The sequence below is a fragment of the Rhodoferax sp. GW821-FHT07F03 genome, from assembly GCF_059418745.1.
The window spans coordinates 208098-231474 of record NZ_JBWKQM010000012.1; the positions used below are offsets into that span (position 1 = coordinate 208098).

18 protein-coding genes are annotated in these 23377 nt (G+C 62.4%); 15 read left to right on the forward strand and 3 right to left on the reverse strand.

Annotated elements, in window-relative coordinates:
* The first annotated feature begins 349 nt into the window (after positions 1–349).
* From AC07R0_RS19650 to AC07R0_RS19665, 4 genes are all read left to right on the forward strand, one after another.
* Positions 350–1576, forward strand: a complete 1227-nt coding sequence (locus AC07R0_RS19650; RefSeq protein WP_495074687.1) for an MFS transporter — start codon at positions 350–352, stop codon at positions 1574–1576.
* Between the two features lie 215 nt (positions 1577–1791).
* A complete protein-coding gene (locus AC07R0_RS19655) occupies positions 1792–2253 on the forward strand; it encodes an SRPBCC family protein (protein WP_495096575.1) in 462 nt (153 codons plus the stop codon).
* 32 nt (positions 2254–2285) lie between these two features.
* Positions 2286–2624, forward strand: a complete 339-nt coding sequence (locus AC07R0_RS19660; protein WP_495106111.1) for an ArsR/SmtB family transcription factor — start codon at positions 2286–2288, stop codon at positions 2622–2624.
* Positions 2596–3081, forward strand: a complete 486-nt coding sequence (locus tag AC07R0_RS19665) for an SRPBCC family protein (RefSeq protein WP_495106091.1) — start codon at positions 2596–2598, stop codon at positions 3079–3081. The genes AC07R0_RS19660 and AC07R0_RS19665 overlap by 29 nt, the downstream gene beginning before the upstream one ends.
* A gap of 32 nt (positions 3082–3113) precedes the next feature.
* Here the strand turns inward: AC07R0_RS19665 and AC07R0_RS19670 are convergent, their stop codons facing one another.
* Both AC07R0_RS19670 and AC07R0_RS19675 read right to left on the reverse strand, forming a co-directional pair.
* A complete protein-coding gene (locus tag AC07R0_RS19670; RefSeq protein ID WP_495106092.1) occupies positions 3114–4865 on the reverse strand; it encodes a bifunctional protein-serine/threonine kinase/phosphatase in 1752 nt (583 codons plus the stop codon).
* 51 nt (positions 4866–4916) lie between these two features.
* The gene (locus AC07R0_RS19675; protein WP_495106093.1) at positions 4917–6188 is read right to left on the reverse strand and encodes a type IV pili methyl-accepting chemotaxis transducer N-terminal domain-containing protein; all 1272 of its coding nucleotides are present in this window, start codon (positions 6186–6188) and stop codon (positions 4917–4919) included.
* Positions 6189–6537: 349 nt separating this feature from the next.
* Here AC07R0_RS19675 and nirB point away from each other — a divergent pair, with 349 nt between their 5' ends.
* From nirB to AC07R0_RS19725, 10 genes are all read left to right on the forward strand, one after another.
* Complete coding sequence (gene nirB, locus AC07R0_RS19680) at positions 6538–8982, forward strand: nitrite reductase large subunit NirB (protein ID WP_495106094.1); 2445 nt, start codon at positions 6538–6540, stop codon at positions 8980–8982.
* A gap of 4 nt (positions 8983–8986) precedes the next feature.
* On the forward strand, positions 8987–9781 hold the full coding sequence (locus tag AC07R0_RS19685; protein WP_495096579.1) for a type IV pili methyl-accepting chemotaxis transducer N-terminal domain-containing protein: 795 nt from the start codon (positions 8987–8989) through the stop codon (positions 9779–9781).
* 55 nt (positions 9782–9836) lie between these two features.
* Entirely contained in the window at positions 9837–10223 is a 387-nt protein-coding gene (nirD, locus tag AC07R0_RS19690) for a nitrite reductase small subunit NirD (RefSeq protein WP_495106095.1), read from the forward strand.
* Positions 10224–10242: 19 nt separating this feature from the next.
* Complete coding sequence (locus AC07R0_RS19695; protein ID WP_495106096.1) at positions 10243–13020, forward strand: nitrate reductase; 2778 nt, start codon at positions 10243–10245, stop codon at positions 13018–13020.
* A gap of 63 nt (positions 13021–13083) precedes the next feature.
* Entirely contained in the window at positions 13084–14025 is a 942-nt protein-coding gene (ybiB, locus tag AC07R0_RS19700; RefSeq protein WP_495106097.1) for a DNA-binding protein YbiB, read from the forward strand.
* A complete protein-coding gene (gene cobA, locus AC07R0_RS19705; protein WP_495074697.1) occupies positions 14022–14810 on the forward strand; it encodes a uroporphyrinogen-III C-methyltransferase in 789 nt (262 codons plus the stop codon). Before ybiB ends, cobA begins: the two co-directional genes overlap by 4 nt.
* A gap of 309 nt (positions 14811–15119) precedes the next feature.
* On the forward strand, positions 15120–15719 hold the full coding sequence (locus tag AC07R0_RS19710; protein WP_495106098.1) for a hypothetical protein: 600 nt from the start codon (positions 15120–15122) through the stop codon (positions 15717–15719).
* A gap of 7 nt (positions 15720–15726) precedes the next feature.
* Positions 15727–16026 (forward strand): HPr-rel-A system PqqD family peptide chaperone, encoded by a 300-nt coding sequence (locus AC07R0_RS19715; RefSeq protein ID WP_495106099.1) that lies wholly within the window; start codon positions 15727–15729, stop codon positions 16024–16026.
* On the forward strand, positions 16023–16940 hold the full coding sequence (locus AC07R0_RS19720) for an HprK-related kinase A (protein ID WP_495106100.1): 918 nt from the start codon (positions 16023–16025) through the stop codon (positions 16938–16940). Before AC07R0_RS19715 ends, AC07R0_RS19720 begins: the two co-directional genes overlap by 4 nt.
* Complete coding sequence (locus tag AC07R0_RS19725) at positions 16937–18016, forward strand: nucleotidyltransferase domain-containing protein (protein ID WP_495106101.1); 1080 nt, start codon at positions 16937–16939, stop codon at positions 18014–18016. The genes AC07R0_RS19720 and AC07R0_RS19725 overlap by 4 nt, the downstream gene beginning before the upstream one ends.
* 11 nt (positions 18017–18027) lie before the next feature.
* Here the strand turns inward: AC07R0_RS19725 and AC07R0_RS19730 are convergent, their stop codons facing one another.
* A complete protein-coding gene (locus tag AC07R0_RS19730; RefSeq protein ID WP_495106102.1) occupies positions 18028–21756 on the reverse strand; it encodes a hypothetical protein in 3729 nt (1242 codons plus the stop codon).
* Between the two features lie 197 nt (positions 21757–21953).
* On the opposite strand from AC07R0_RS19730, the gene AC07R0_RS19735 reads away from it, so the two are divergent.
* Positions 21954–22844, forward strand: coding sequence for a DMT family transporter (locus AC07R0_RS19735; protein ID WP_495106103.1), 891 nt, complete (start codon positions 21954–21956; stop codon positions 22842–22844).
* Positions 22845–23377: the final 533 nt, after the last annotated feature.

A 23377-nucleotide genomic window follows, 5' to 3' on the forward strand; every position in this document is an offset into this window, starting at 1 on the left:
ACCGTATGGTGCAGACCTGCTGCTGACAGCGTGGTGTCAGCAGGCTGCGCCCGGTACGCCCATTTCTGCACCAATGTGTCGCATCGCCATGGCACAACTTTTGCATGATTCACTGCGGGCGTAACGGCGCGCCCATTCCTGCCCCCACAGGCAGGCTGTGCGTACAACGAGGTGTGCACAGGGTAGTGCTCTCCGCAAGACCAGGCATGGCGCAGGCCATATGGTTTCTGTTGGCGGGTTTCATTTCCATAACCGTATCTTTGCAGCACTGTCAGTGCACGTTTGCGTGCGCGATGGCCCCCCCCCTGCTCCCACGCAGCGGGCATGCAAAACCTAGAGGACCTTGACCATGGCGACACAGCCAAGCTATTTCCGCAGTTTTCTGAAAGCCGGCCACGCACCGACCCTGGGGGCGGCGTTCTTCTACTTCGCGTTTTCCTGCGCGATCTGGGTACTGAACGGCACCATGGCGCCCTTCATCACCGAGGCCTACAAGCTGTCGCCGGCCGAAAAAGGCGTAATGCTGTCCATCCCCATCTTCGCCGGTGCGCTGATGCGCTTCCCGCTGGGTATCCTGGCCCAGTACATAGGCCGCAAGAACGCCACGCTGGTGGAGATGGGTGGCATCGCCATTGCCATGCTATTCGGCTACTTCTTCGTCCACTCGTTCAACGAGCTGCTGGCCATGGGCGTGCTGCTGGGCATTGCCGGCGCCAGCTTTGGTGTGGCGCTGTCGCTGGGTTCAGGCTCGTTCCCTCCACGCTACAAGGGCCTGGCCATGGGCATCGTGGGTGCGGGCAATGTGGGCACGGCCGTATCCGCCCTGCTGGCGCCGCCCCTGGCCCAGGCTTTTGGCTGGCAAACCGTGTACGGCTTTGCCGCCGTCGCCATCCTGCTGCCCATGCTGGCGATGATCATCTTCGCCCAGGAACCACCAGACCTGGACAAACACGCCAGCTTCAAGGAGCACATTGCCTGCCTGTTCGAGAAAGACGGTTGGGCTTTCAGCCTGATTTACGCCGTGACCTTCGGCGGCTTCATCGGCCTGACCACCTTTTTGCCCAGCTACTTCTACGACCAGTTTGGCGTGAGCAAAGTGCAAGCCGGCCAACTGACCATGCTGGCGGCCTTCATGGGCGCGGCCCTGCGGGTATTTGGCGGCTGGATCTCCGACCACTGGGGCGGCGTGAATACCTTGACAGGCGTGCTGCTGGTGGTCAGTGTCACGCTGGTGCTGTGCGGCCTGTCGCAAAACTCCTTACCCATCACCGTACTGCTGTTCCTGGTCTGCTTTGCGGCCCTGGGCGCGGGCAACGGCGCGCTATTCCAACTGGTACCGCTGCGCTGGCCTCTGTCCACCGCAGTCGCTGGCTCCATGATCGGTGAGATCGGAGCCCTGGGCGGAGGCCTAATCCCCAACGCCATGGGCCTGAGCAAGCAGCACGCAGGCAGCTATATCTGGGGCTTTGTAGGCTTCGCCGCCTGCGCCGCCGCCATGCTGGTGCTGCTGCGGGTGATGCAAATCCGCTGGACCCGCACCTGGGCGGAGAAAGGTGGGCGCGCACGCAGTGCGTGAGAATTTCACGGGAAATTCCTGCCTCTAAGCCGCCACCAAACTCCTTTTCGCCACGAACCGAGCAATCAGACGCTACCTAAAAAGTAGCTTGCCGCGCAGCCTCTACAAGGGTTGCGCGGCTTTTTTTCGTTTGAGCCCCCTTCTTTGGTTCGTATTCGATTTGACATGCAAGTATTTGCTTGCATATACTAAATCCACACTTCAAGGAGAAAGTCATGGTGGATATCCTGCACAGGGTCGGAATCAAGTCGTCGGTAGACGCGGTCTACCAAGCGTTGACAACGCGCACGGGCCTGGCGGCCTGGTGGACGAGCAACACGCAAGGTGATGCTGCAGCCGGCGGCGCCCTCCGCTTCCGCTTCAGCGCTGGCGGTGTTGAGATCGGCGGCTTTGACATGCAAGTGCTGGAACTGGAACCCGCCCGCAGCGTGCTGTGGCAGGTGGTGGACGGCCCTGCGGAATGGATAGGCACCCGCATCCGCTTCGACCTGCAGCAATCCGGCGACCACGCCATCGTTCTCTTCAAACACCAGGGGTGGAAAGAGCCGGTGGAATTCATGCACCATTGCAGCACCAAGTGGGCGATTTATTTGATGAGCCTGAAATCGCTGGTGGAAACCGGCACGGGCACCCCCAACCCGAACGACCCGCATATCAGCGGCGACGGTGCTGACTGAGGTGCCACCGATGATGAAAGCACGTTTTGGATATCGACAAAGTTTTCAAAGCACTGGCCGACCCGACGCGCAGGCGCCTGCTCGACCAACTGCACAACGAGAGCGGCCAGACACTGGGCGCACTGTGCGAGCACATGGACATGACACGCCAGGCAGTCACCCAGCATTTGCAACTGCTGGAGGCCGCCAACCTGGTGGCGGTGGTATGGCAAGGGCGCGAAAAGCTGCACTACATCAACCCCGTGCCGCTGCACGAGATTCACACGCGGTGGATCGCCAAGTTCGAGCACGGCCGACTTGACGCACTGCATCAGCTGAAGAACACATTGGAAGGAAAGGCAAATGACAACGACAACACCGACAAAACCTAGTTTTGTATACGTAACCTACATCGCCACCACGCCCGAAAAGGTGTGGCAAGCCTTCATGGACACCGACGTAATGGCGCAGTACTGGGTGGGCCCCACATCAGAATGTGCCCGCGTCAACGTGTCCGACTGGAAGCCCGGCTCGAAATGGGAACACCAGCGCCTGGATGCCGCGCGCACGGTAGACATCTGCGGCAAGGTGGTGGAGTGCAAGCCACCCAGCCGCCTGGTCTACACCTGGGCACGCCCCAGCGAAGCCGGTGACGAAGCCAAACACTCGCGCGTGGAAATCGATATCGAACAGCGCATCGACGGCCTGGTCCGACTGACCGTCAGCCATATCGATCTTGACGCGCAGATGTTGGCAGGCATATCGGGTGGGTGGCCTGCAGTGCTGTCGAATCTGAAGACCCTGCTGGAGACTGGGCATGTGTTGCCACGCGTACCCACTGCGGCCTGAGAGACTGTTCACGGTCTATGTGGGGCCGCTCCCTACTTCGGCAAAAACAGCAGCCAGTACACCAGCAGCAGGTTAAACAACACCGACACCAGCAAACCCAGCTTCCAGATGGCCGCTGGGTCGCACCGCAGCCGTGGTGAAGGGGCTGGAGCCGTCAGGGGCCGCGAGGCGCCCCGCTCCAGGGCCAGTAGGAATTCCTCGCCGGTCTCAAAGCGCTGACGCTGGTCGCGGGCCACAGCTTTCAGCACCACATGGTCCAGCCAGATGGGGATCTCAGGGTTGTGGCGGCTGGGGGCCGTGGGCTCGCGGTAGTAGCGTCCCACCTGGTAGGGCAACACATCGCCATAGGGCAGCTTGTGCGTCAGCAGTTGGTACAGGGTCACGCCCAAGGCGAACAAATCGCTTTGCGGGTTGGGCAGCTCTTCCGGCGCATCGCTGCCCTGCAAGCTGAACCCCCATTGCTCGGGATTGATATAGCTGGGCGTGCCCGCGTGCAGCTTGCGCATGGCCTCGGGTTCGCGGCCGCTCAGCGCAACACCCAGGTCCAGCAGACGCAGCACGCCGTCTTCGCCCTGGTGCAGGTTGGCGGGTTTGATGTCGCGGTGGATCACGTTTTGCCGGTGCAACCGGCCCAGCGCCAAGGCTACCTGGCGCGCCGCGCTGACGGCCTGGTGCACGCTGAACTTGTGTTGCCGGTCCAGCATCTGCTGCAGAGTCTCACCGCTGTGCCAGTCGTACAGCAAATAGAACGCACTGGCCGGCTGGCCGGTGCTGCTATTGGTAGGAAATGTGTCGTGCAGCGCCACCAGATGGTCGGCGGCACGACCCGACAGCATGCGCTTGGCCAACCAGGCTTCGTGTGCCAGCATGGCGCGCTCCTGCGGATCATGGGCGCGGCTGGGATGCAGGGTTTTCAGGGCGTACAAGGCCTGGGTTTTCGGCTCGCGCACCTGCACCACCACGTTGATGCCGTTGTCTGCCACCATCGCGGTGACAACCAGCCCATCCAGCATGTCGCCCACACGGAACGGCCCGGGGATGGGCAGCGCACGCGCAGCGCGGTTTTCGTCTTCCAGCGTGGCGTCCAGCAGACCCAGAACACGCACCACCATGGCGGTCAGGTTGTCACGGCTGCCACGTTGCAGTGCAGCCTGCACCAGGTTTTCGGCGGCAAGCTTGGCGCTGTCGGCCTGGGCCAATGCCTGCAACTGCGGGTCGGCCAGCACGCCGTGCACACCATCGGTCAGCAGCACAAACACGTCACCCACCTGCAGGTCGCCTTGCAGGTAGTCCACCAGCAAGCGTTCGTCTATACCTACCGCACGCAGCAGCTGGTGTCGCAGGTCGGGGTGATCGGCCACATGGTCGTGGCTGAGCTGGGTGAACACACTATTGCGCAGCAGATAAGCGCGCGAGTCGCCCACATGCGCCACGGTATAGGACTGGCCTCGCAGCACCACGGCCGTCAGCGTGGTCAGGCCCATCGCCGGCTTGCGACGGCGGTTGATGCCAGCCAGCCAGGCGTTCTGCGCACCAATGATGCGATCCAGCGCCACCGTGGTGTCCCAGGTTTCGGGCGTAGCGTAGTAGTCGCGCACCAAGCTGGTGACCGTGGTCTGCGCCGCCTCCTTGCCCATACCGCCTGCACTCACACCGTCGGCCAATGCCACGATGGAGCCCATGCCCAGTTGGTGCGCCTCCGGCAGCATGGCCGCGCAGAAATCCTCATTCACCGGCTTGGTGCCGGCGAGGGACGTAAAACCTATGTCGATATCAAATGCCATGCACCAAGCAAGCAATTAATGCGCCCAATTTGGTGCACAAACACCTAGGGCTTACCCCATCAGCATCTGCATGCTGTGCTCGTACAGGTCGCTCAGGCCTTCAAACACATCCAACAGGCCTTCGCTGGCCAGGGCCACGGCCTCCAGGCCGCGTGGCATATCGGCTGCGCCGGACTGCAGCTGCCGCCACTGCTCGCCCGCCGTGACCAGCTTGGCTCGGATTTCGGGGCTGCTGAGCGGAATATCGTTCAGATAGTTCAGGGCCTGCTCAAAGGTGTCGCGGGCTTCGGCCATGCCCGCATGGGCACGCTGCTGGGTGGCGCGGTCGCCCAGCATGGCCAGTAATGCCAGTTTGGCGAAACGCTGGGACAGCATGCGCTGGCGCCCGGCCACGTTCAATACATGCAGCGGGGCCACAGCGCCCGCACTTTCCAGCACACCAGTGAGCCGCTCGGCATGCAGCAGCAGTTGCTCGGCCTGGCCATCTACCTGCAACATCTGGCTGGCACGCTGCTCGGCCTGCAGGCCAGATTTAAGCTGGCGCCAGCTCTGCGCCACCTGGGCCAGCAGGTCGCCAAAGGTGGGCTGCGAAAGACTTTTGCCCAGGAAGGCCATGTTGCCGTCGATGCGCTGGGCCGAATGCAGCTGTGCCTCGGCGTACTGCGCGGGCTGCACGCCCGCCAGCTGGAGCAGGTACAGCTTGACCATGCGCTGCGACAGCATGCGTAGCTGGCCGGCGCGGTTCACCCCCTCGGCAAAGCGTGCCGAATGCACGATGTGCTGCGACACCTGGCCCAGGCGCTGATTTGTGTGCATGGAGGCGGTACGCAGCATCTGGAAGGCGTCGTCATCGGACACCTGGCGTGCATGCATCAGCACCCCCTTGGCACGCTCCACGATCTTGCGCTCGTCCAGGCGGTTGCGCAGGTCCTGCAGCTCGTCCCGCAGCGCCTGGTCGCGCTTGAATACAGCCTGGGCCAGCTGCAACAGCGGGCGTAAGCGGTGCTGGCCATAGCCATTCACCACATAGGCCTGCACGCCGCAGGCCAGGGCCAGATCCAGGCGGTCGGCGTCGTTGTCGTTGGTGAACAGCACAACCGGACAAGGCGCGGTCTCCAACAGGGCCTGCAAGGCCTTGAACAGGCTGTCGTCGGGTAGCGGGTCGTAAATCACAAACACATCTGGTGCATGCAGCACCGCCTCTTGCACCAATTTGCTGCGCTCCACCGGCGGCGCCAGCAGGCGAATGCCCACCGCCTCCAGGTCAGCCAGCAGGGTGTGCGCTCCCTGGGGCGCGTTGAGATGTACCAATGCAGATGTCATAAAAATCAATCGCTTTTCAAAGGCTGCGCGCCTCGTGCGCGTCACAAGCCCATAGGGTAAACCCATATTCCACCGGATGGCACAGCTTTTGCATGAGAAATTGCGGGCGTAACGACGCGCCCTTACCCGTCCATCCGGCGGGTTTTACGTACAACGCCGTGCGTAATGGTGTAAGTCCTGGGCATGGGCCCTGGCAGTGACTGCGTTCGCGCTCTCACCCATGTTCTGCTTGCAGACCTGGGCACCACACCTGACCCCCTTGCTTCACCGCCCCTGTTTGCTGCGCCCTATGAACTTTGTGCGCTCTACCGTGGGTCCACATTTTTTCGCAACCTCTGGAGTCGCTTGAATGAAAAAATCTAAATTGGTGATGGTCGGCAACGGCATGGCCGGTGTACGCACCATTGAAGAACTGCTCAAGGTCGCCCCCGATCTGTACGACATCACCGTATTCGGCGCCGAGCCCCACCCCAACTACAACCGCATCCTGCTGTCACCAGTGCTGGCGGGCGAGCAGACGCTGGACGAGATCGTGCTGAACTCCTGGGAGTGGTACGCCGAGAACAACATCACCCTGCATGCAGGCAAGAAGGTCACCGAAGTCGACCGCGTGAAGCGCGTGGTGCGCGCTGTGGATGCCGACGGCAACGTGACCGAAGCCGAATACGACCGCCTGCTGATGTGCACCGGCTCGAACCCCTTCATCCTGCCCATCCCCGGCAAGGACCTGAAAGGCGTGATCGCCTACCGCGACATCGCCGACACCAACGAGATGATCGACACCGCCACCAAGTACAAGAACGCGGTGGTCATCGGCGGCGGCCTGCTGGGCCTGGAAGCGGCCAACGGCCTGATGCTGCGCGGTATGACGGTGCACGTGGTGCATGTGCAGTCCACCCTGATGGAACGCCAGCTCGACAGCGTCGCCGGCAAGCTGCTGCAAAAGTCGCTGGAAGAGCGCGGCCTGAAGTTCCTGATGGGCGCGCAAACGCAAGAGCTGGTGGGCGGCCCGGACGGCCGCGTCACCGCCATCAAGTTCAAGGACGGCACCGAGGTCGCCACCGACCTGGTGGTCATGGCCGTGGGCATCCGCCCCAACACCGACCTGGCCAGCAAGATGCGCCTGCACGTGGACCGCGGCATCGTGGTTACCGACACCATGCAGACCGTGACCGACGGCCGCATCTATTCGGTGGGCGAATGCGCTGCCCACCGCGGCATCGCCTACGGCCTGGTCGCACCTTTGTTTGAACAAGCCAAGGTGGCGGCCAACCACCTGGCCGAATTCGGCATCGGCCGCTACATGGGCTCGCTGACCTCCACCAAGCTGAAAGTTACCGGCATCGACCTGTTCAGCGCCGGCGAGTTCATGGGCGGCGAAGGTACCGAAGAAATCATCATGAGCGACCCGTTCGGCGGCGTCTACAAAAAGCTGGTGCTGAAGGACGACAAGCTGGTCGGCGCCTGCCTGTACGGCGACACGGCCGACGGCAGTTTCTACTTCAAGCTGCTGCGCGACGGTCGCAGCGTGGCCGACATCCGCGACAAGCTGATGTTTGGCGAAAGCCATCTGGGCGACACCGGCCACGAAGGCCACAACAAGGCCGCCAGCATGCCCGACAGCGCCGAAGTCTGCGGCTGCAACGGCGTGAACAAGGGCACGATCTGCAAGGCCATCCGCGAAAAAGGCCTGTTCACCCTGGAAGAAGTGAAGAAGCACACCAAGGCCAGTGCCTCCTGCGGCTCGTGTACCGGCCTGGTCGAGCAGATTCTGATGTTCACCGCCGGCGGCGACTACTCGGCCACGCCCAAGACCAAGGCCATGTGCGGCTGTACCGACCAGGGCCACCAGGCGGTGCGCGAAGCCATCGTCAAGGAAAAATTCCTGACCATCGACTCCGTCTTCAAGGGCTTGGGCTGGAAGACACCCAACGGCTGCTCCAGCTGCCGCCCGGCCGTCAACTACTACCTGATCTCCAGCTGGCCCAAGGAAGCCAAGGACGATCCACAAAGCCGCTTCATCAACGAACGCAGCCACGCCAACATCCAGAAAGACGGCACCTATTCCGTCATCCCGCGCATGTGGGGCGGCGAAACCACGGCCGACGAGCTGCGCCGCATCGCCGATGCGGCCGACAAGTACAAGGTGCCGACCATCAAGGTCACCGGCGGCCAGCGCATCGACTTGCTGGGCGTGAAGAAAGAGGATTTGGTCGGTATCTGGAAAGACATCGGTATGCCCAGCGGCCACGCCTACGCCAAGGCGCTGCGCACGGTGAAGACCTGCGTGGGCAGCGAATGGTGCCGCATGGGCACACAGGACAGCACCCAGATGGGCAAGGACCTGGAGCGCGCGATGTGGCGCATGTATGCACCGCACAAGGTCAAGTTCGCCGTATCGGGCTGCCCGCGCAACTGCGCCGAAGCCGGCATCAAGGACGTGGGCGTGATCGGTGTCGACAGCGGCTGGGAGATGTACATCGCCGGCAACGGCGGCATCAAGACCGAGGTCGCGCACTTCCTAGTGAAAGTGAAAACTGCCGCCGAAGTGCTGGAATACACCGGCGCCTTCTGCGAGCTGTACCGCCAGGAAGGCTGGTACCTGGAGCGTACCGTGCACTACGTGGCACGTGTGGGCCTGGACTATGTGAAGAAACGCATCCTGGAAGACGAAGCCGGCCGCAAGACGCTGTGGGAACGCCTGCAGTTCGCGCTGGACGGTGAGCCCGATCCCTGGTTCGACTTCAAGGACGCGCAGGTCGACACCCGCCAGTTTGCGACTCTCAGCGCCTGAGCCCATGCAACGTCGGATCGTCATGGTTACTTTGGCAAGTGGCACATGCGCCATGCTGGGCTTCAATGCCTGGGCGGAAATTGCCAGCCTGGGTGACGCCATCAATAAAGCCGGGCGGCAACGCATGCTCAGCCAACGGATGAGCAAAGCATGGCTCGCGGTGATGCAAGGTGTGGAGGTTGATAAAGCACGCAAGGTGCTGACCCAATCCGTCGCGCTGTTTGAAGAGCAACTGGCAGACCTGCGCCGCTTCGCATCCAGCGCTGAGCTGCGTGAAACCTACAGCCAGGTGGAACCACAATGGACGGCTTTCAAAGCTGGCCTGTTGAACAAAGATGCCAAGCGTGCGGACGCTGTTGCATTGCTGCAGCAGGATGCCAAAGTGCTGGCTTTATCAAACCAAGGCACACTGCAATTTGAATCGACGCTCGACAAGCCCGTGGGCAAATTGGTCAACGTCTCGGGCCGGCAACGCATGCTCAGCCAGCGCATGGCCAAGTTCTACCTGGCTAGCACCTTGCTGCTGGACCCGTCTATCAGTCTGAAAGAGATCGACAAAGCCCGCACGGAATTCCTGGCGGCCATGCAGTTGCTACGCAGTGCACCGCAGACCACGCAGCGCATCCAGGAGCAACTCGCACTGGCCGATGGCCAATGGGTATTTTTTGACGGTGCCCTCCAGCATTTGAAGAATGGGGATGCGCGCCCGCAATCCATGGCCGATGTTTTCAATACCAGTGAAAACCTGCTCGCCACCATGGATCGGGTAACAACCTTGTTCGCCGCACTTGATGTCTAAAAAGACATTCAGCGCCCACCCCCTATAAACGGATAGCTACAAAAGGAATAGCAAAATGAGTGAATGGAAAGTCATCTGCAAAGTCGACGACATCCCGGTACTAGGCTCGCGCCGCGTGACCCGTGCCCAGGGCATGGACGTGGCCGTGTTCCGCAACAGCCAGGACGAAGTCTTCGCCCTGCTGGACCGGTGCCCACACAAAGGCGGTCCGCTGAGCCAGGGCATCGTCTTCGGCACCAGCGTAGCCTGCCCGCTACACAACTGGAGCATTGGTCTGTGTGACGGCCAGGCCGCTGCACCCGACGTGGGCTGCACGCCCAAGTTCAGCGTCAAGGTGGTGGACGGAACCGTACACCTGAGCCCGCAGGAACTGGCGACCGTGGGGCTGGAGTTCACCGCCCCCGTTGCTGGCCCCGCCCACAAAATCCCTGAAAAAGCCTGAGTACCGCTACGCCGCGCCCATGACCACGCCCATCGAAACCAAATCCACCTGCCCCTACTGCGGCGTCGGCTGCGGCGTAGTTATCGAATCTGTTGGCACGCAGATCACTGGCGTGCGCGGCGACCCCGACCACCCGGCCAACTTTGGCCGCTTGTGCACCAAGGGCTCGACCCTGCACCACACGGCCAGCGCCGCAGTCACGATGCAGACCCGCTTGCTGCACCCGATGCAGCGCCTGCAGCGTGACCAGGCACCGAAGCGCGTGTCCTGGGACCACGCCCTGGGCATGGCCGCGCGCAAGTTCGCCCAGGTGGTCCAGGAGCACGGACCGGACGCCGTGGGCTTCTACATCTCCGGCCAACTGCTGACCGAGGACTACTACGTCTTCAACAAGCTGGCCAAGGGCCTGATCGGCACCAACAATATCGACACCAACTCGCGCCTGTGCATGAGCAGCGCCGTGGCCGGCTACAAGGCCACACTGGGTGCCGACGCGCCCCCGCCCTGCTACGACGACGTGAACCACACGCACTGCATCTTCATCGTGGGCAGCAATACGGCCTGGGCCCACCCCATCCTGTTCCGCCGCATCGAAGACGCCAAAAAAGCCAACCCGGCGATGAAGATCATCTACGCCGACCCACGCCGCACCGACACTGCCGAGATCGCCGACCTGTATCTGCCCATCCAGCCCGGCACCGACGTGATGCTGTTCAACGGCATGCTGCACATCATGCTGTGGGAAGGCTGGACCGATGCCGCTTATATCGCCGCCCACACCAATGACTTCGACGCACTGAAGGCCACGGTACGCGACTGCACGCCCGATCTGGTGGCGCAAATCTGCGGCATCAGCAAACAAGATCTGCACACTGCCGCCCGCCTATTTGCCACCTCCAAGGCCACACTCAGCCTGTACTGCCAGGGCCTGAACCAGTCCAGCAGCGGCACGGCCAAAAACGCGGCGCTGATCAACCTGCACCTGGCCACGGCGCAGATCGGCAAACCCGGCGCCGGCCCGTTCTCGCTCACCGGCCAACCCAACGCCATGGGCGGCCGCGAAGTCGGCGGTATGGCGAACTTGCTCAGCGGCCACCGCGACCTGGCCAACCCAGACCACCGCGCCGAAGTCGCAGCGCTATGGGGCGTGCCCGATGTACCCGCCACACCCGGCAAGACCGCCGTGGAAATGTTCCAGGCCGCGGCCGACGGTGACATCAAGGTACTGTGGATCGCCTGCACCAACCCGGCCCAGAGCATGCCCGACCAGTCCCTGGTGCGCCGCGCCTTGCAACGCGCCGAGCTGGTCATCGTGCAAGAAGCCTTTGCCACCACCACCACCTGCGAATACGCCGACCTGCTGCTGCCGGCCACCACCTGGGGCGAAAAAACCGGCACTGTGACCAATTCCGAACGCCGCATCAGCCGCGTGCGCCCTGCTGTTGCCGCCCCTGGTGAAACCCGGCACGACTGGTCGATCGCCGTCGAATTCGCCCAATTACTGGAAAGCGAACTCGGCCGCCCCGCCGCGCTGTTCAACTACGCCACAGACGAATCCATCTGGAACGAACACCGCGAGTCCACCCGTGGCCGCGATCTGGACATCACCGGCATGAGCTACGCCATGCTCGATGTCGCCCCCCAGCAATGGCCGCTGCCCACAGGCGAAAGCACCGGCAAGGCACGGCTGTACGAAGACGGCATTTTCCCCACCGCTGACGGTCGGGCCAAGTTCGCCAACACCGTCTACCAACCGGTGGCCGAGCCACGCGAAGCCCGCTACCCCTTCTCCCTGACCACCGGCCGCCTACGCGACCAATGGCATGGCATGAGCCGCACCGGCACCGTGGGCCGCCTGTTTGGCCACGTGGCCGAACCCAGCATCCAGATGCACCCGCAAGACATGGCGCGCCGCCTATTGAACGAAGGCGACTTGGTCCACGTGACCAGCCGGCGCGGCTCTATCGTGGTACCGCTACAATCCAGCCCCGAAGTCGGCATGAGCCAGGCCTTCATCGCCATGCACTGGGGTGAAGAATTCCTCAGCGGCGTCAGCGCAAGCGGCGAGCGCCTGACCGGTGTGAATGCGCTGACCACCTCGGCTTACTGCCCCACATCGAAACAGCCCGAGCTGAAGCACGCAGCGGTGAAGATATTGAAAGCCGAGCTGCCCTGGTCCCTGCTGGGCGTGGCCTGGCTGCCCGACGACCAGGCGCTGGCGGCACGCGAGCAGCTCAAGGCGCTGATGGTGCAATTCCCCTACGCCAGCGTCGTACCCTTTGGCCGTGAACGCAGCGGCCTGCTGTTCCGTGCGGCCAGCCATGAAACGCCCCCTGACGAAGTGCTGGCGCGCATCGAAAAGCTGCTGGGGCTGGACGCAGCAGATGTGCTGCGCTACGCGGACAAAAAGAAAGGCCAACGCCGCGCTGTACGCCTGGCCCGCGAAGGCGACACCGTGCAGCTCACTGGCTTTGTGCTGGCCGGCGATACCAGCGCCGAGAGCTGGATCAAGACCCTGCTGCAAGACGAGCTGCCCGCCCAAGCCTATGGCCGCCTGCTATTGATACCCGGCAGCAAGGCACCGGTGGCGGTCAAGGCACGCGGGACCCAGGTCTGCACCTGCTTCAACGTAACCGAAGACGCCATCAACGCCGAGCTGACCCAATGCCGTGGCTTTGAAGACGAACGCCTAGGCCAATTGCAAACCAAGCTGAAATGCGGCACTAACTGCGGCTCCTGCCTGCCGCAGTTGCGGCGTATGGTGCGCGCGACGATGCCAACGGCGCAACCGGCCTGAGCGCGCGCCGTCCGTCATTCCGCAAATAACTTTTTGTTATCAGCCATCCGCGACAATCAGGTCATGGGAATCAGCCACTACATCAAAGAAATCGGCCGCGGCAAAGACGGCGCACGGGCGCTGTCGCGTGAACAAGCCACCGACCTGTTCGGCCAGGTGCTGGACGGCGGCCTGACCGATCTGGAAATCGGCGCCTTCTGCCTGGCCATGCGCATCAAGGGAGAGACCGCCGCCGAAATGGCCGGCTTTCTGGATGCCACCCGTGCTCGGCTGCAATTGGTCCCTGTAGGCGACCGCCCGGTCGTCGTACTGCCCAGCTACAACGGCGCACGCAAACTGCCGGTGCTGACCCCGCTACTGGCCCTGCTGCTGGCCCGCGAAGGCCTGCCGGTGCTAGTGCACGGCACGGCCACCGAGTCTAGCCGCGTCACTGCACAAAATGTGCTTCTGGCGCTGGATATACCTGCGCTAACAGCTATTAAACCCATAGCAAATGGCAAAGTCTGCTTTGCCAGCACCGAGCTGCTCTGCCCCGGCCTGAAGCGCCTGCTGGACGTGCGCCGCGTGGTCGGCCTGCGCAACCCGGCGCACAGCCTGGTCAAGCTGATGGCGCCCTGCGCCGGCCCCAGCCTGGTGGTCAGCAGCTATACCCACCCCGAATACGCAGTGTCCATGGCAGCCACTTTTGCCTTGATGAAAACCAACGCCTTGCTGCTGCGCGGCACCGAAGGCGAAGTCGTGGCCGACCCGCGCCGCGCGCCACAAATGACCTCCTATCTGCACGGCCAGCCCCAGGTGGTGCAGGAAGCCCATGCCGGCCCGCTAGCCACCGTGCCCGAGCTACCCAAAGAGATTGACGTAGACACCACCGCCGCCTATACCCAAGATGTGCTTGCTGGACGCAAACCGGTTCCCGCCCCTATCGCCCAGCAGGTGGAACATATCTTGCGCATCACAGAACTAATCGCTACCCACACTGCAGCCCATAGCCCCGCCCACGTATGAACAACACCGCATCCACCTCTTTCCAGCCCGGCATGGTTCACCTGGTCGGCGCCGGCCCTGGCGACCCGGAATTGTTGACGCTGAAAGCGCTCAAAACCATCCAGGCAGCCACCGTGCTGCTGGTGGACGATCTGGTGAGCGAAGACATCGTGGCCTATGCCCCACCCACGGCGCGCATCGTCCATGTGGGCAAGCGCGGCGGCTGCAAATCCACGCCCCAGGCCTTCATTGAAAAACTCATGATCATGGCCGCCCGCGAAGGCGAAAACGTGGTGCGCCTGAAGGGCGGCGACCCGTTCATCTTCGGCCGTGGCGGCGAAGAGGTAGAACACCTGCAGGCCGCCGGCATACAGGTCAATGTCGTCAACGGCATCACATCGGGTCTCGCCGCCGTTACATCGCTGGGCGTGCCACTGACCCACCGCGAACACGCGCACGGCGTCATCTTCATCACTGGCCATGCCAAGCCTGGCGATGCAGGCACGGACTGGCGCGCCCTGGCTGCCACCGCCTTCAGCGCCAAACTGACCCTGGTGATTTACATGGGCGTCAGCGGCGCCCGCAAGATCCAGGACGAACTGCTGTCCGGCCTGCCCGCCAGCACCCCGGTCGCCGTGGTGCAAAACGTATCCCTGCGCACCCAGCGCCACGCCATCACCCACTTGGGCGCGCTGCACGACACCATCGAGAGCGAACAACTGGGCAGCCCGTCCATCATGGTTGTGGGTGATGTGGTGCGAGGGCTGCAAGCCGTTTCACAAAGCCCGCGCGTCCACGCAGCCTGAATCCACGTTCACGCCCCTGCCCGCAAAAAAGCGGCCAGATCAGCGGCGTCACCATACGAAGAGTTCCACCCAAAATGGCGGCAACGGCGCCATGCCTGGTCAATCGGGGAAGCACTCTGGTGTAAGTGTCGAATTTTCTTACAATTTCAACAATTCCCATACATTCAAGGACTTAAAACTTTTCCAAAAAAGCTATAAGTCTTTGAATTTTATGGAGATTTCCCCATGGTCAACTACAAGGCATGGTAATTGCTGTAATTTACACAGCAATTAAAAGTTACTGCAAAACACCGAACGCCAGGACGCAAAATGTCAAACCATATCCACACTCCCGACAGCGAGGCCGCAGCACCTGACGCAACACTGAGCCATGCAGGGCTCAGCACAGATGCGATGGCGCGTAGGCGCATGCTCTTGAAGAGTCTAGGTAAGGGCTCAACCGTCGTCGCTGCAGCTGCAGTTCCCATGCATACCCTGGCGACGACCGTGACTTCATCCGGCCAGCTGTGTTCGGTCTCGGGCGTCATGTCGGGCGTTCACTCGCAAGTGACCAATCGTACTGTTTGCATGGGCTACAGCCCCGGCTACTACAAAATGTGCTCGCACTGGCCCAATTACAACCCCGTCACCGGCCATGCAACCAACTACGTTGGAACCAAGTCGTTCACGGAAAATTCAACATTCAAATCGGTATTTGGCAGTGGAAGCACGGGTGGGCTGCTCTACATTTTGAATAATGACACGAACACCGAGTACTTCCATTGGATAGCGGCACTGCTGAATGCCTGTGGTGGCTCCCTAGCCCAAAACTACCCATATACGCCCAAGCAAGTCATTGATTTGTATAACTCGGCAGAACCTACGCACACCAATGCCTTGAATTTCTTCAAGTCGTACCTGGAAAGCTAAATATATTTTGCCCAGCGCGCCAAAGACAACTTCGTACCAAATAAACCCTGCGATTCGCCTGCATTGGGCCTCTTGGGATGATGAGTACGTAGTCTTTGACGAAACCTCCGGGCAAACACACCAGCTCGACTCCGTGCGGGCTTTCATCCTCAATACTTTGTGCAATGGCGCATCCAATTCGGACACAATAGTCTCAGAACTCTCCCAGATTGCGTATTTGGCCGAGAATTCGGATCTCCCGAAATTGACAGAGGATATTTTGGTTGAACTCTCCACCAACGGACTATTGGAAGCAGTGAACGCATGAAACTTGGAGAAGTACCTGCATCCAAGATAAAAGATAGATTGAAATCAAATGGGCTGATCTTCAAAATCGGCCCATTTTCATTTCGGATCATCTCTCCCATCCATGCCGTATCTGAAGGCTTGGCAACCCTCTACACAGACTATCCGGTTCTGGAAGACGAAGAGTTTGCCGACTTTACCGTGACGATTGCAGAAGGTTCTGGCATTCGGCGCTGGACCCGCCGCCAGGCCATTTTCAAATTTGACGGCAACGAGCCTTTCATCCCCTTGCCGCAGGACCACGCATTTCCGTTGCTGGAATGGTCCATGAACTGGTGCATCGCCATGTACGCGCACCAGTACCTCCTATTGCATTCCGCCGTCATTGAAAAGAATGGATTCGCTGCCATCATGCCTGCCCCGCCAGGCTCCGGCAAAAGCACGCTTTGCGCCGGCTTGACGCACCGAGGCTGGCGGCTGCTGTCGGATGAGTTGGCGCTTATTTCGCTGCAGGACGCCTCCATCACGCCGCTGGGGCGCCCCATCAGCCTCAAAAACCAGTCTATTGACGTAATTCGTGGGTACGTACCGGGGGCGGTCTTCAGCAAAGTCGTGCATGAAACATCCAAAGGCAGTGTGTCGCTGCTCAAGGTGCCGTCGGAGCACATCGCACGCATCCAGGACACAGCACGACCGCGTTGGGTCATCTTCCCCAAATATGTGGCCGGTGCCCAAGCCCAGATGACGCCCCGCTCCAAAGCCAACAGCATGCTGGAACTGGGCCGCAACTCCTTCAACTACATGGTATTGGGCTTGAAGGGATTTGAGACTTTGTCCCAAGTGGTGGACGCCAGCGCATGCTTTGATTTTCGCTACAGCCAGCTGGATGATGCCGTGGCCGCATTCGATGCACTGGCCACCGGGAGTGCCGCGTGAGCGCCAACCTGCTGACCCCGGTATGGGCCGACTCCAATTGGCGCCCCAACTATTCGGTACGTGAATGGGAGGTACTGCTGGGCCAGGCACGCCAATCCCGCTTGCTGGCGCGCCTGGCTTGCCATCTGCTGGACAGCGAACGGCTGAGCCAAGTTCCGCCTGGACCACGTCCCCACCTGGAAAGCGCCTTGCGCCTGGCAGACAGGCAGCAGCATGAAATCCGCTGGGAGGTCGATCAAATTTGCAAGGCATTGCGTCCTCTGGGCATACCCGTGGTACTGCTCAAAGGCGCGGCCTATCTGATGGCCGATCTGCCTGCGGCACGTGGGCGCCTATTTGCCGACATCGACATCCTGGTCCCCAAAGACCAGATCGAGATCGCCGAAAGCGCGCTGCTGGGCGCCGGCTGGATTTCGGATGAACGCGATGCCTACAACCAGCGCTACTACCGGCAGTGGATGCATGAAATCCCGCCACTGCGGCACGTGCGCCGCGATTCGTTCATCGACCTGCACCACACGATCACCCCCCCCACCTCACGCTTCAATGTCGACGGCCAGAGGTTGCTGCAAGACATCCAGCCATTGGCCGGCCAGCCTGGTCTGTTTGTGCTCGCGCCGGTGGATATGGTCTTGCACAGCTCCGTACATCTCTTCCAGGAAGGCGAATTCGGCCATGGCCTGCGTGACCTGCTGGACCTGCGCGACATGCTGAATGATTTCGGCCGCCAAACTGACTTCTGGGAGCACCTGCTCCACCGTGCGGACCTTCTGGGTTTGGGCATACCGCTTTTCCACGCTTTGCAGCAGATTCAACATTTGTTTGGATTCCAGCTACCCGCCCAGCTGCAGAGCCGTGTAGACAAAATGGGCCCAAGCACCTTGTCCCGCAAATTCATGGCATGGGCACTAGGCCTCGCGTTGCAACCCAACCACCCCAGCTGCAACAGCCGCTGGACAGGGCTCGCACGCTGGCTGCTGTATGTGCGCTCCCATGCCTTGCGAATGCCCTTGCACTTGCTACTGCCGCATCTGGTCCGGAAATCCTGGATGCAACACTTTCCGGCAAAAGACTAAGGACCTGCTGCTCACGGCGCATAGGCCCGGACCATGCGCGCCAGCTCAGGATCCGTGGTCGCCAAGCCCGCACTTTGCACTGCCATCGGTGGCAACCACAGCTCCAGTACCCCAGGCGTAGCCGGCAACCGGTCGGGCAGATCACGTATCCACGGCACCGTACCAGGCGGAGACCAGGGCTCGCCGACAAAGCGGGCTAGCACCTGGGCGCAATTCTTCGCCGCCAAATCCCCCCGGTCGTGCAGCAAAAAAGTAGCACGTGGCCACGGCACAGGGCGGCGCTGCTGGCGCAGATCGGCGCTGCGCACCACGTTCTCCACCGGGGCGATCTGCACCGCCGCCCCCGCCACCTGGTCGGCTACCGACTTGATGCGGTCACGCAGCGTATTCGCCGCCAGCAAAGACCCGGCGTCGTACACCTGCATATAGACCAGCGTCTTGCCCGGTGGGCGGCTGCAGGCCTGAGAGATCTCCTCGGCACTGGGCATGCCTGCCTCTAGCGGTACGGTGCCCGGTGCCGCACTGGCGGGCTTGGCGGGTATGGCAGGGCCCGGCGTGCCCACTGGAGCAGGTAGCGAGGCCACCACCGCCGACTCCTTGTGCAGCAGGGCCCAGACCGACGGCGCATCCCAATACTGGGCCAACTGTTTCCATTTTTTGTCGGCATCCAGCGCCTGCTGCTCGGGCCCATCCCTGGGCAGCCAGTAGTTCATGGCCGATGCATCGCCCAGCGGACGCTTGACCTCGCTGCATAAATGTTCCTGCATGCGCTGGTAGTTGGCACGGCAGTCTGGCGCCATCGCGGCCTCGGTGCCGCTGTCCACCGGCTTCTCGCACTGCTGCGCCATTTGCTGCACCAGGCGGTCCACACCCTTGGCGTCCAGGGGGCGCATGGCCGGGCTGTCGCGGCGCTGCAGCAAGTCCAGGGTCTGCGTCAGCAGGTGTTCCGGCAGTTTGGGACAGCTCCAGTCCTGCACGGCCAGGCCTTCCGAAACCTTGATGAACAGCTGGCGGGTTTCGGTCTGGTCGTCATGGCTTTGGCGCTGCAGCTGGTCTTGCACCTGCCACAGCGACAACACCAGCGTGCCCGATGCGCCCAGGCCCAGCGTGGTACCAATGGCCGCGGCCCGCGCACCGCGCCGCCACACGGGCTCGCTGGGAGCGGCATCGCCGACCCTGGCGCCGCTCAGGCGTGCCGCCACGTCGATGCCATGCCGGGCCTTGCTACGCCAGCCGGGCAGTTGACCCAGCCAGTCGTCGGTCAGTGCGCGGCCAAAGTCCTCGCCCAAGCGGTGGTAACTCTCCCACTGGGCTTCGTCGAACGACTGGTCCACCGTGGACTCGTGCGGGAAACTGGGGTGTTTTTGCGCATAGGCCAGCACATCCACATCCAGTGCGTCATGCAGATTCGGCTTGACCACCAGCAGCGTGCCCTCGGGCCGCATGGGCCGGCCATCGGCACCCGGCCGCTCGCGGTAGCGGATGCGCGCCAGCATCACGCCGCGGCAGGAATGGTTGTTGGGCATGTCCTCGGGTGACAGCACGGTAACGCCGCTGCCGTCGGACACCAGCTTGCGCGCCGCCTCGGCATGGCTGTAGAAGTCGATCTCGGCGCCAAAGTCGATACGTGCCTTGCGCACCAGGTTTTCCAGGTCGCTGAACTCGTAGTTGGCGTCGCAGCTAGCGTCGGACAAGATGATGAAATCCAGCTCGCGCTTGAGCAGCGCATACACACCCGTGTTTTCAAAATGCCCGCCGTCCGACAGATACCACCAGGGCCGGTCCAGGCCGAAAAAGGTGGCCGAGGCCTCGCTGACCAGCATCATCGGCTTGGGTATGCCCAGCCAGGCCAGGCGACTGCCCCAGCGCAGCTTGACGTGCTCCTGCGGGGCCCGCATCCAGTAACCCAGGCGCACCCCCATGAGGTATAGCAACAGCGCCAGCCCACGCGAGGTATAAGCCCCCGCGCCAGACGATGCCGCAGCCCCCGACACCGCCACCCAGCGCCCCACAGAGCCGGCGTCGTGATGCCGGCGCAAGGCCATGAATGCATCCGGCCCGATCTCGAAACCGCGCCAGCTGGCCGTCACGGCCGTGCCCTTACGGTCCGCGTTGTACAAGCCACTGCGGTCATCGCGGGTCTGGTTCAGGCAGGTATTCACCAAATGCACTGGCCCGCCTTGCAGTTCTGGCGCATAGGTACCCAGGCGCTGGTCGTCGCCCTCCACCACCTGGGTGACACTGGGGTGGTGCTGACTGGGCTGGTCCAGACGGCGCACCGGATTGCCCACCGCCAGATAGGCCCGTGCCAAGCGGGCCCGGTAGAAACTGTGCAGCGACGAGGTGTTGGCCATCTGCGCGTTGCCCGCTGTCAGCAGCATCCACAGCGCCCAGGCCGACAGCAACAGCAACAGGCGCAAGGTGGCCGGCATATCGCTGAACGCGGGAAAGGTGATGGGTGAAAACACAAACCACTGCAACAACACCAGCCAGAACATCACCAGCAGCCCAAAGCCCAGCTGGCTGCCCCAATTGACTATGCGCGGCAACCAGTCCTGCGCCTGCTTGCTGGTTTCTGCCGCCATCTGCTGCAGCGGCTGGACCAGATTGCGCAGCACCAGCAGCACCAGGCCCCCTACCCCCACGCCACGCCACAACCAGGGCAGGTTGCGATCATCCAGCAGCGCCTCCAGCAGCCACCAGCTGCACCAGTCCAGCAGGCCCACCAGCAACAAACCCAAGACCCCCAGCAACACGGCGCGCAAGGCCGTGGTCAGATGGTGGCGCACCAAGGCCACCCGCAAGGAATACGCACCGCGCGATAACCACAGCCAGCCGACCACACAGGCCTGCCCCAGGGTCAGGGATGCCATGCCCAGCGCGATCAGGTTCAGCCAGCCCGGGCCGTCGCGCAACGCAGCAGTCCAGCCCAGCGCCACCACCTGCACCCAAAGCAGCACGGTACACAGCGCCGCCACCAGCAAAAACATGCCACCGCGCAGACCCGGTCCGCGCCGGCGTATGGGCCCGCCCGGCGGCGCATCGCGCACCGCCCAGTAGCCGGCCACCAGGCCCGGCGTCAAAGCCAGATAGAACAGCAAGGCAAACACCCACCAGGGCGTGCCCCAGGGGGCCCAGGCATCCAGCCAGCGCTGCCGGTGCTGCAGCAAATGCGGCGCAATCACCAGCGCCCCCAGCAGGATGCTGGTAAACATGAATTCCATGTGGATGGCCAGCCAGGCGCGCCAATAGGTGGCTACGGCGATGCCGGTGTCGCGCGAGCCGGCCGGCGTTAGGTAGCGGCCATTGCGGCGCAGCCACTGCAGCACCGGCGAACCACTGCCGGCCATCAGCGCCTGCGCCCGCTGGATGCCGTAGCTGGCCACCAAGCGCCCCCACATGGCGCCGATATAGCCACCGCCCGACACGGTAGACAAATAATCCACCCGGCCCAGCAGGCCGTCGCTGGCCAGGTCCCGCTGTGGCGCCGCAGGCGGCTGGGCGGGCCGGCTGCGGTTCTGGGCCAGGCCGCGCAGCAGGCCCAGCGCAAAAGTGGCACTGCGCACTCCGCCGCCCGACAGAGCCACGCCGACACGCGGCAGCTCCAACGCTGCGGGATCGGCCTGCACCTGCACCTGCACTTCGCCCAGCACCAGCCTGCGGCGTGCGGCCACGGCCTGGCTCTCGGCCTCCACCAGGGCATGCAGGCTATCGGGTAGCGGGCTGGACGTTGCGGGCATGGCGGCCTCCTTGCGCCGTCAATACAAACCGGTAGCGGCCTGGAAACAGCGGTGCCCGCATTCTGAACCTATGGCCGCTGTGGCGCATCCCCCCGATGCGCATGCGCAGCCGCTGGCTGGTCAGCACATTGCTATACATTAGATAGCTATCAGCGCAGATAACACCTGCGCCAACAGCCAAATTCACAGACACTCCCATGCTGCATTTTTTTCAAACCCGCTGGCTGCAATTGGCCGGCAATACCCGTGGCGTGCTGCTCGTCATGCTGGCCATGCTGTGCTGGTCGGTGCTGGACGCCTGCAACAAGCGGCTGATGGCCGAAGGCGTTGCTCCCACGCAGGTTCTGTTTCTGCAAGCTAGCCTGGTCCTTCTGCTGCAAATACCCGCTGTGCTATGGACCAGAGGCCGCATCATTGCCACACACAACCCGTACATGCATCTGCTGCGTGCCGGTTTCATTGTGACCTCGGCGGGCTGCGCAGCCTGGGCGGTATCGCACCTCCCTCTGGCCGAGGCCAGCGCCTACCTGATGGCGGGCTCGCTGTTCATGTTGCCGCTGGGCGTATGGCTGCTGGGCGAGCGCCCGCACTGGCTGCGCTGGCTAGGGGTGGCCGTAGGCTTTGGCGGCGTGCTGACCATTCTGCAGCCCGGCGCCGCCGCCTTCCAGCCGGCCGCTCTGGTGGCCTTGTTCGGCGCGTTGATGGAGGCCATGCTGGGCGTGGTGCTGAAGAAATACTCTGGCTCGGAACACCCCATCGCCGTGCTGACCTGGAGCCAATCCGCCTGCTGGATCAGCTTTGGCGTACTCAGCGGCTTTAGCCTGCCCAGCGTGCCATCCGCTTTGTGGGGCCTGTTGCCGCTGGTGGCGCTGTCGGCCTCGGGGATTTACCTGGCCTACTTTTTCGCCTACCGCGCAGGGGATGCTTCGGCGGTGGAGGCCGGCAGCTTTTCACTGCTGCTGTTCAGTCCTACCCTGGGCTATGTGTTCTTTGCCGAAAGTCCGGCCGCTGCGTTCTGGGCCGGCGCGGGGCTGCTGGTCTGCGGCATTGCCTTGGTGATTGTGGAGCCCAGCGGGCATGCACCCTGAAGTCTTGCATGATCATTTGCTACATTTTCAGTAGCAACCAGTGCAGGTAGCAAGCGCGCAAGAGCCGCAAAAGGTCAAAACACAAAAAAATGGGGATGGGTGCTTAGGCCCGCGCTTTACCGGGGGTCTGCGGCCAAAGCCCTGGCGATTTGCGCCAGGCTTTGTAAAATCCACCGCATTCCGGTTTCCAATAAAAACATGCTGCCCTTGCGGCAGCTTCGTGCCCAGTCCGAACCTGTGTCGGACCCGGTACGCCCATGGCCCAGGTTGCCGCCTGGGCCATGTGTTCTGCGGGCGGTTGTAAGGCAATTTGCAACCGCTCTCTTCTTTTTCTGCCTCCCCACCCCACGTGCCTTGTAGCGCGCATCGCCAGCCTGTGTCAGCCAGCCTGTGTCCTCGGGTCTTTTCTGTGCTTGGGCGCTATGGCATTCTGGCGCAGCCCCGCTCGGCACGCATCCCCCCAATTGGGCATAAAGCCGCCAATTGCCAGTCAAGTTGGTAATCAGGTGTATCCGCTGCTCGCCACAAATCGC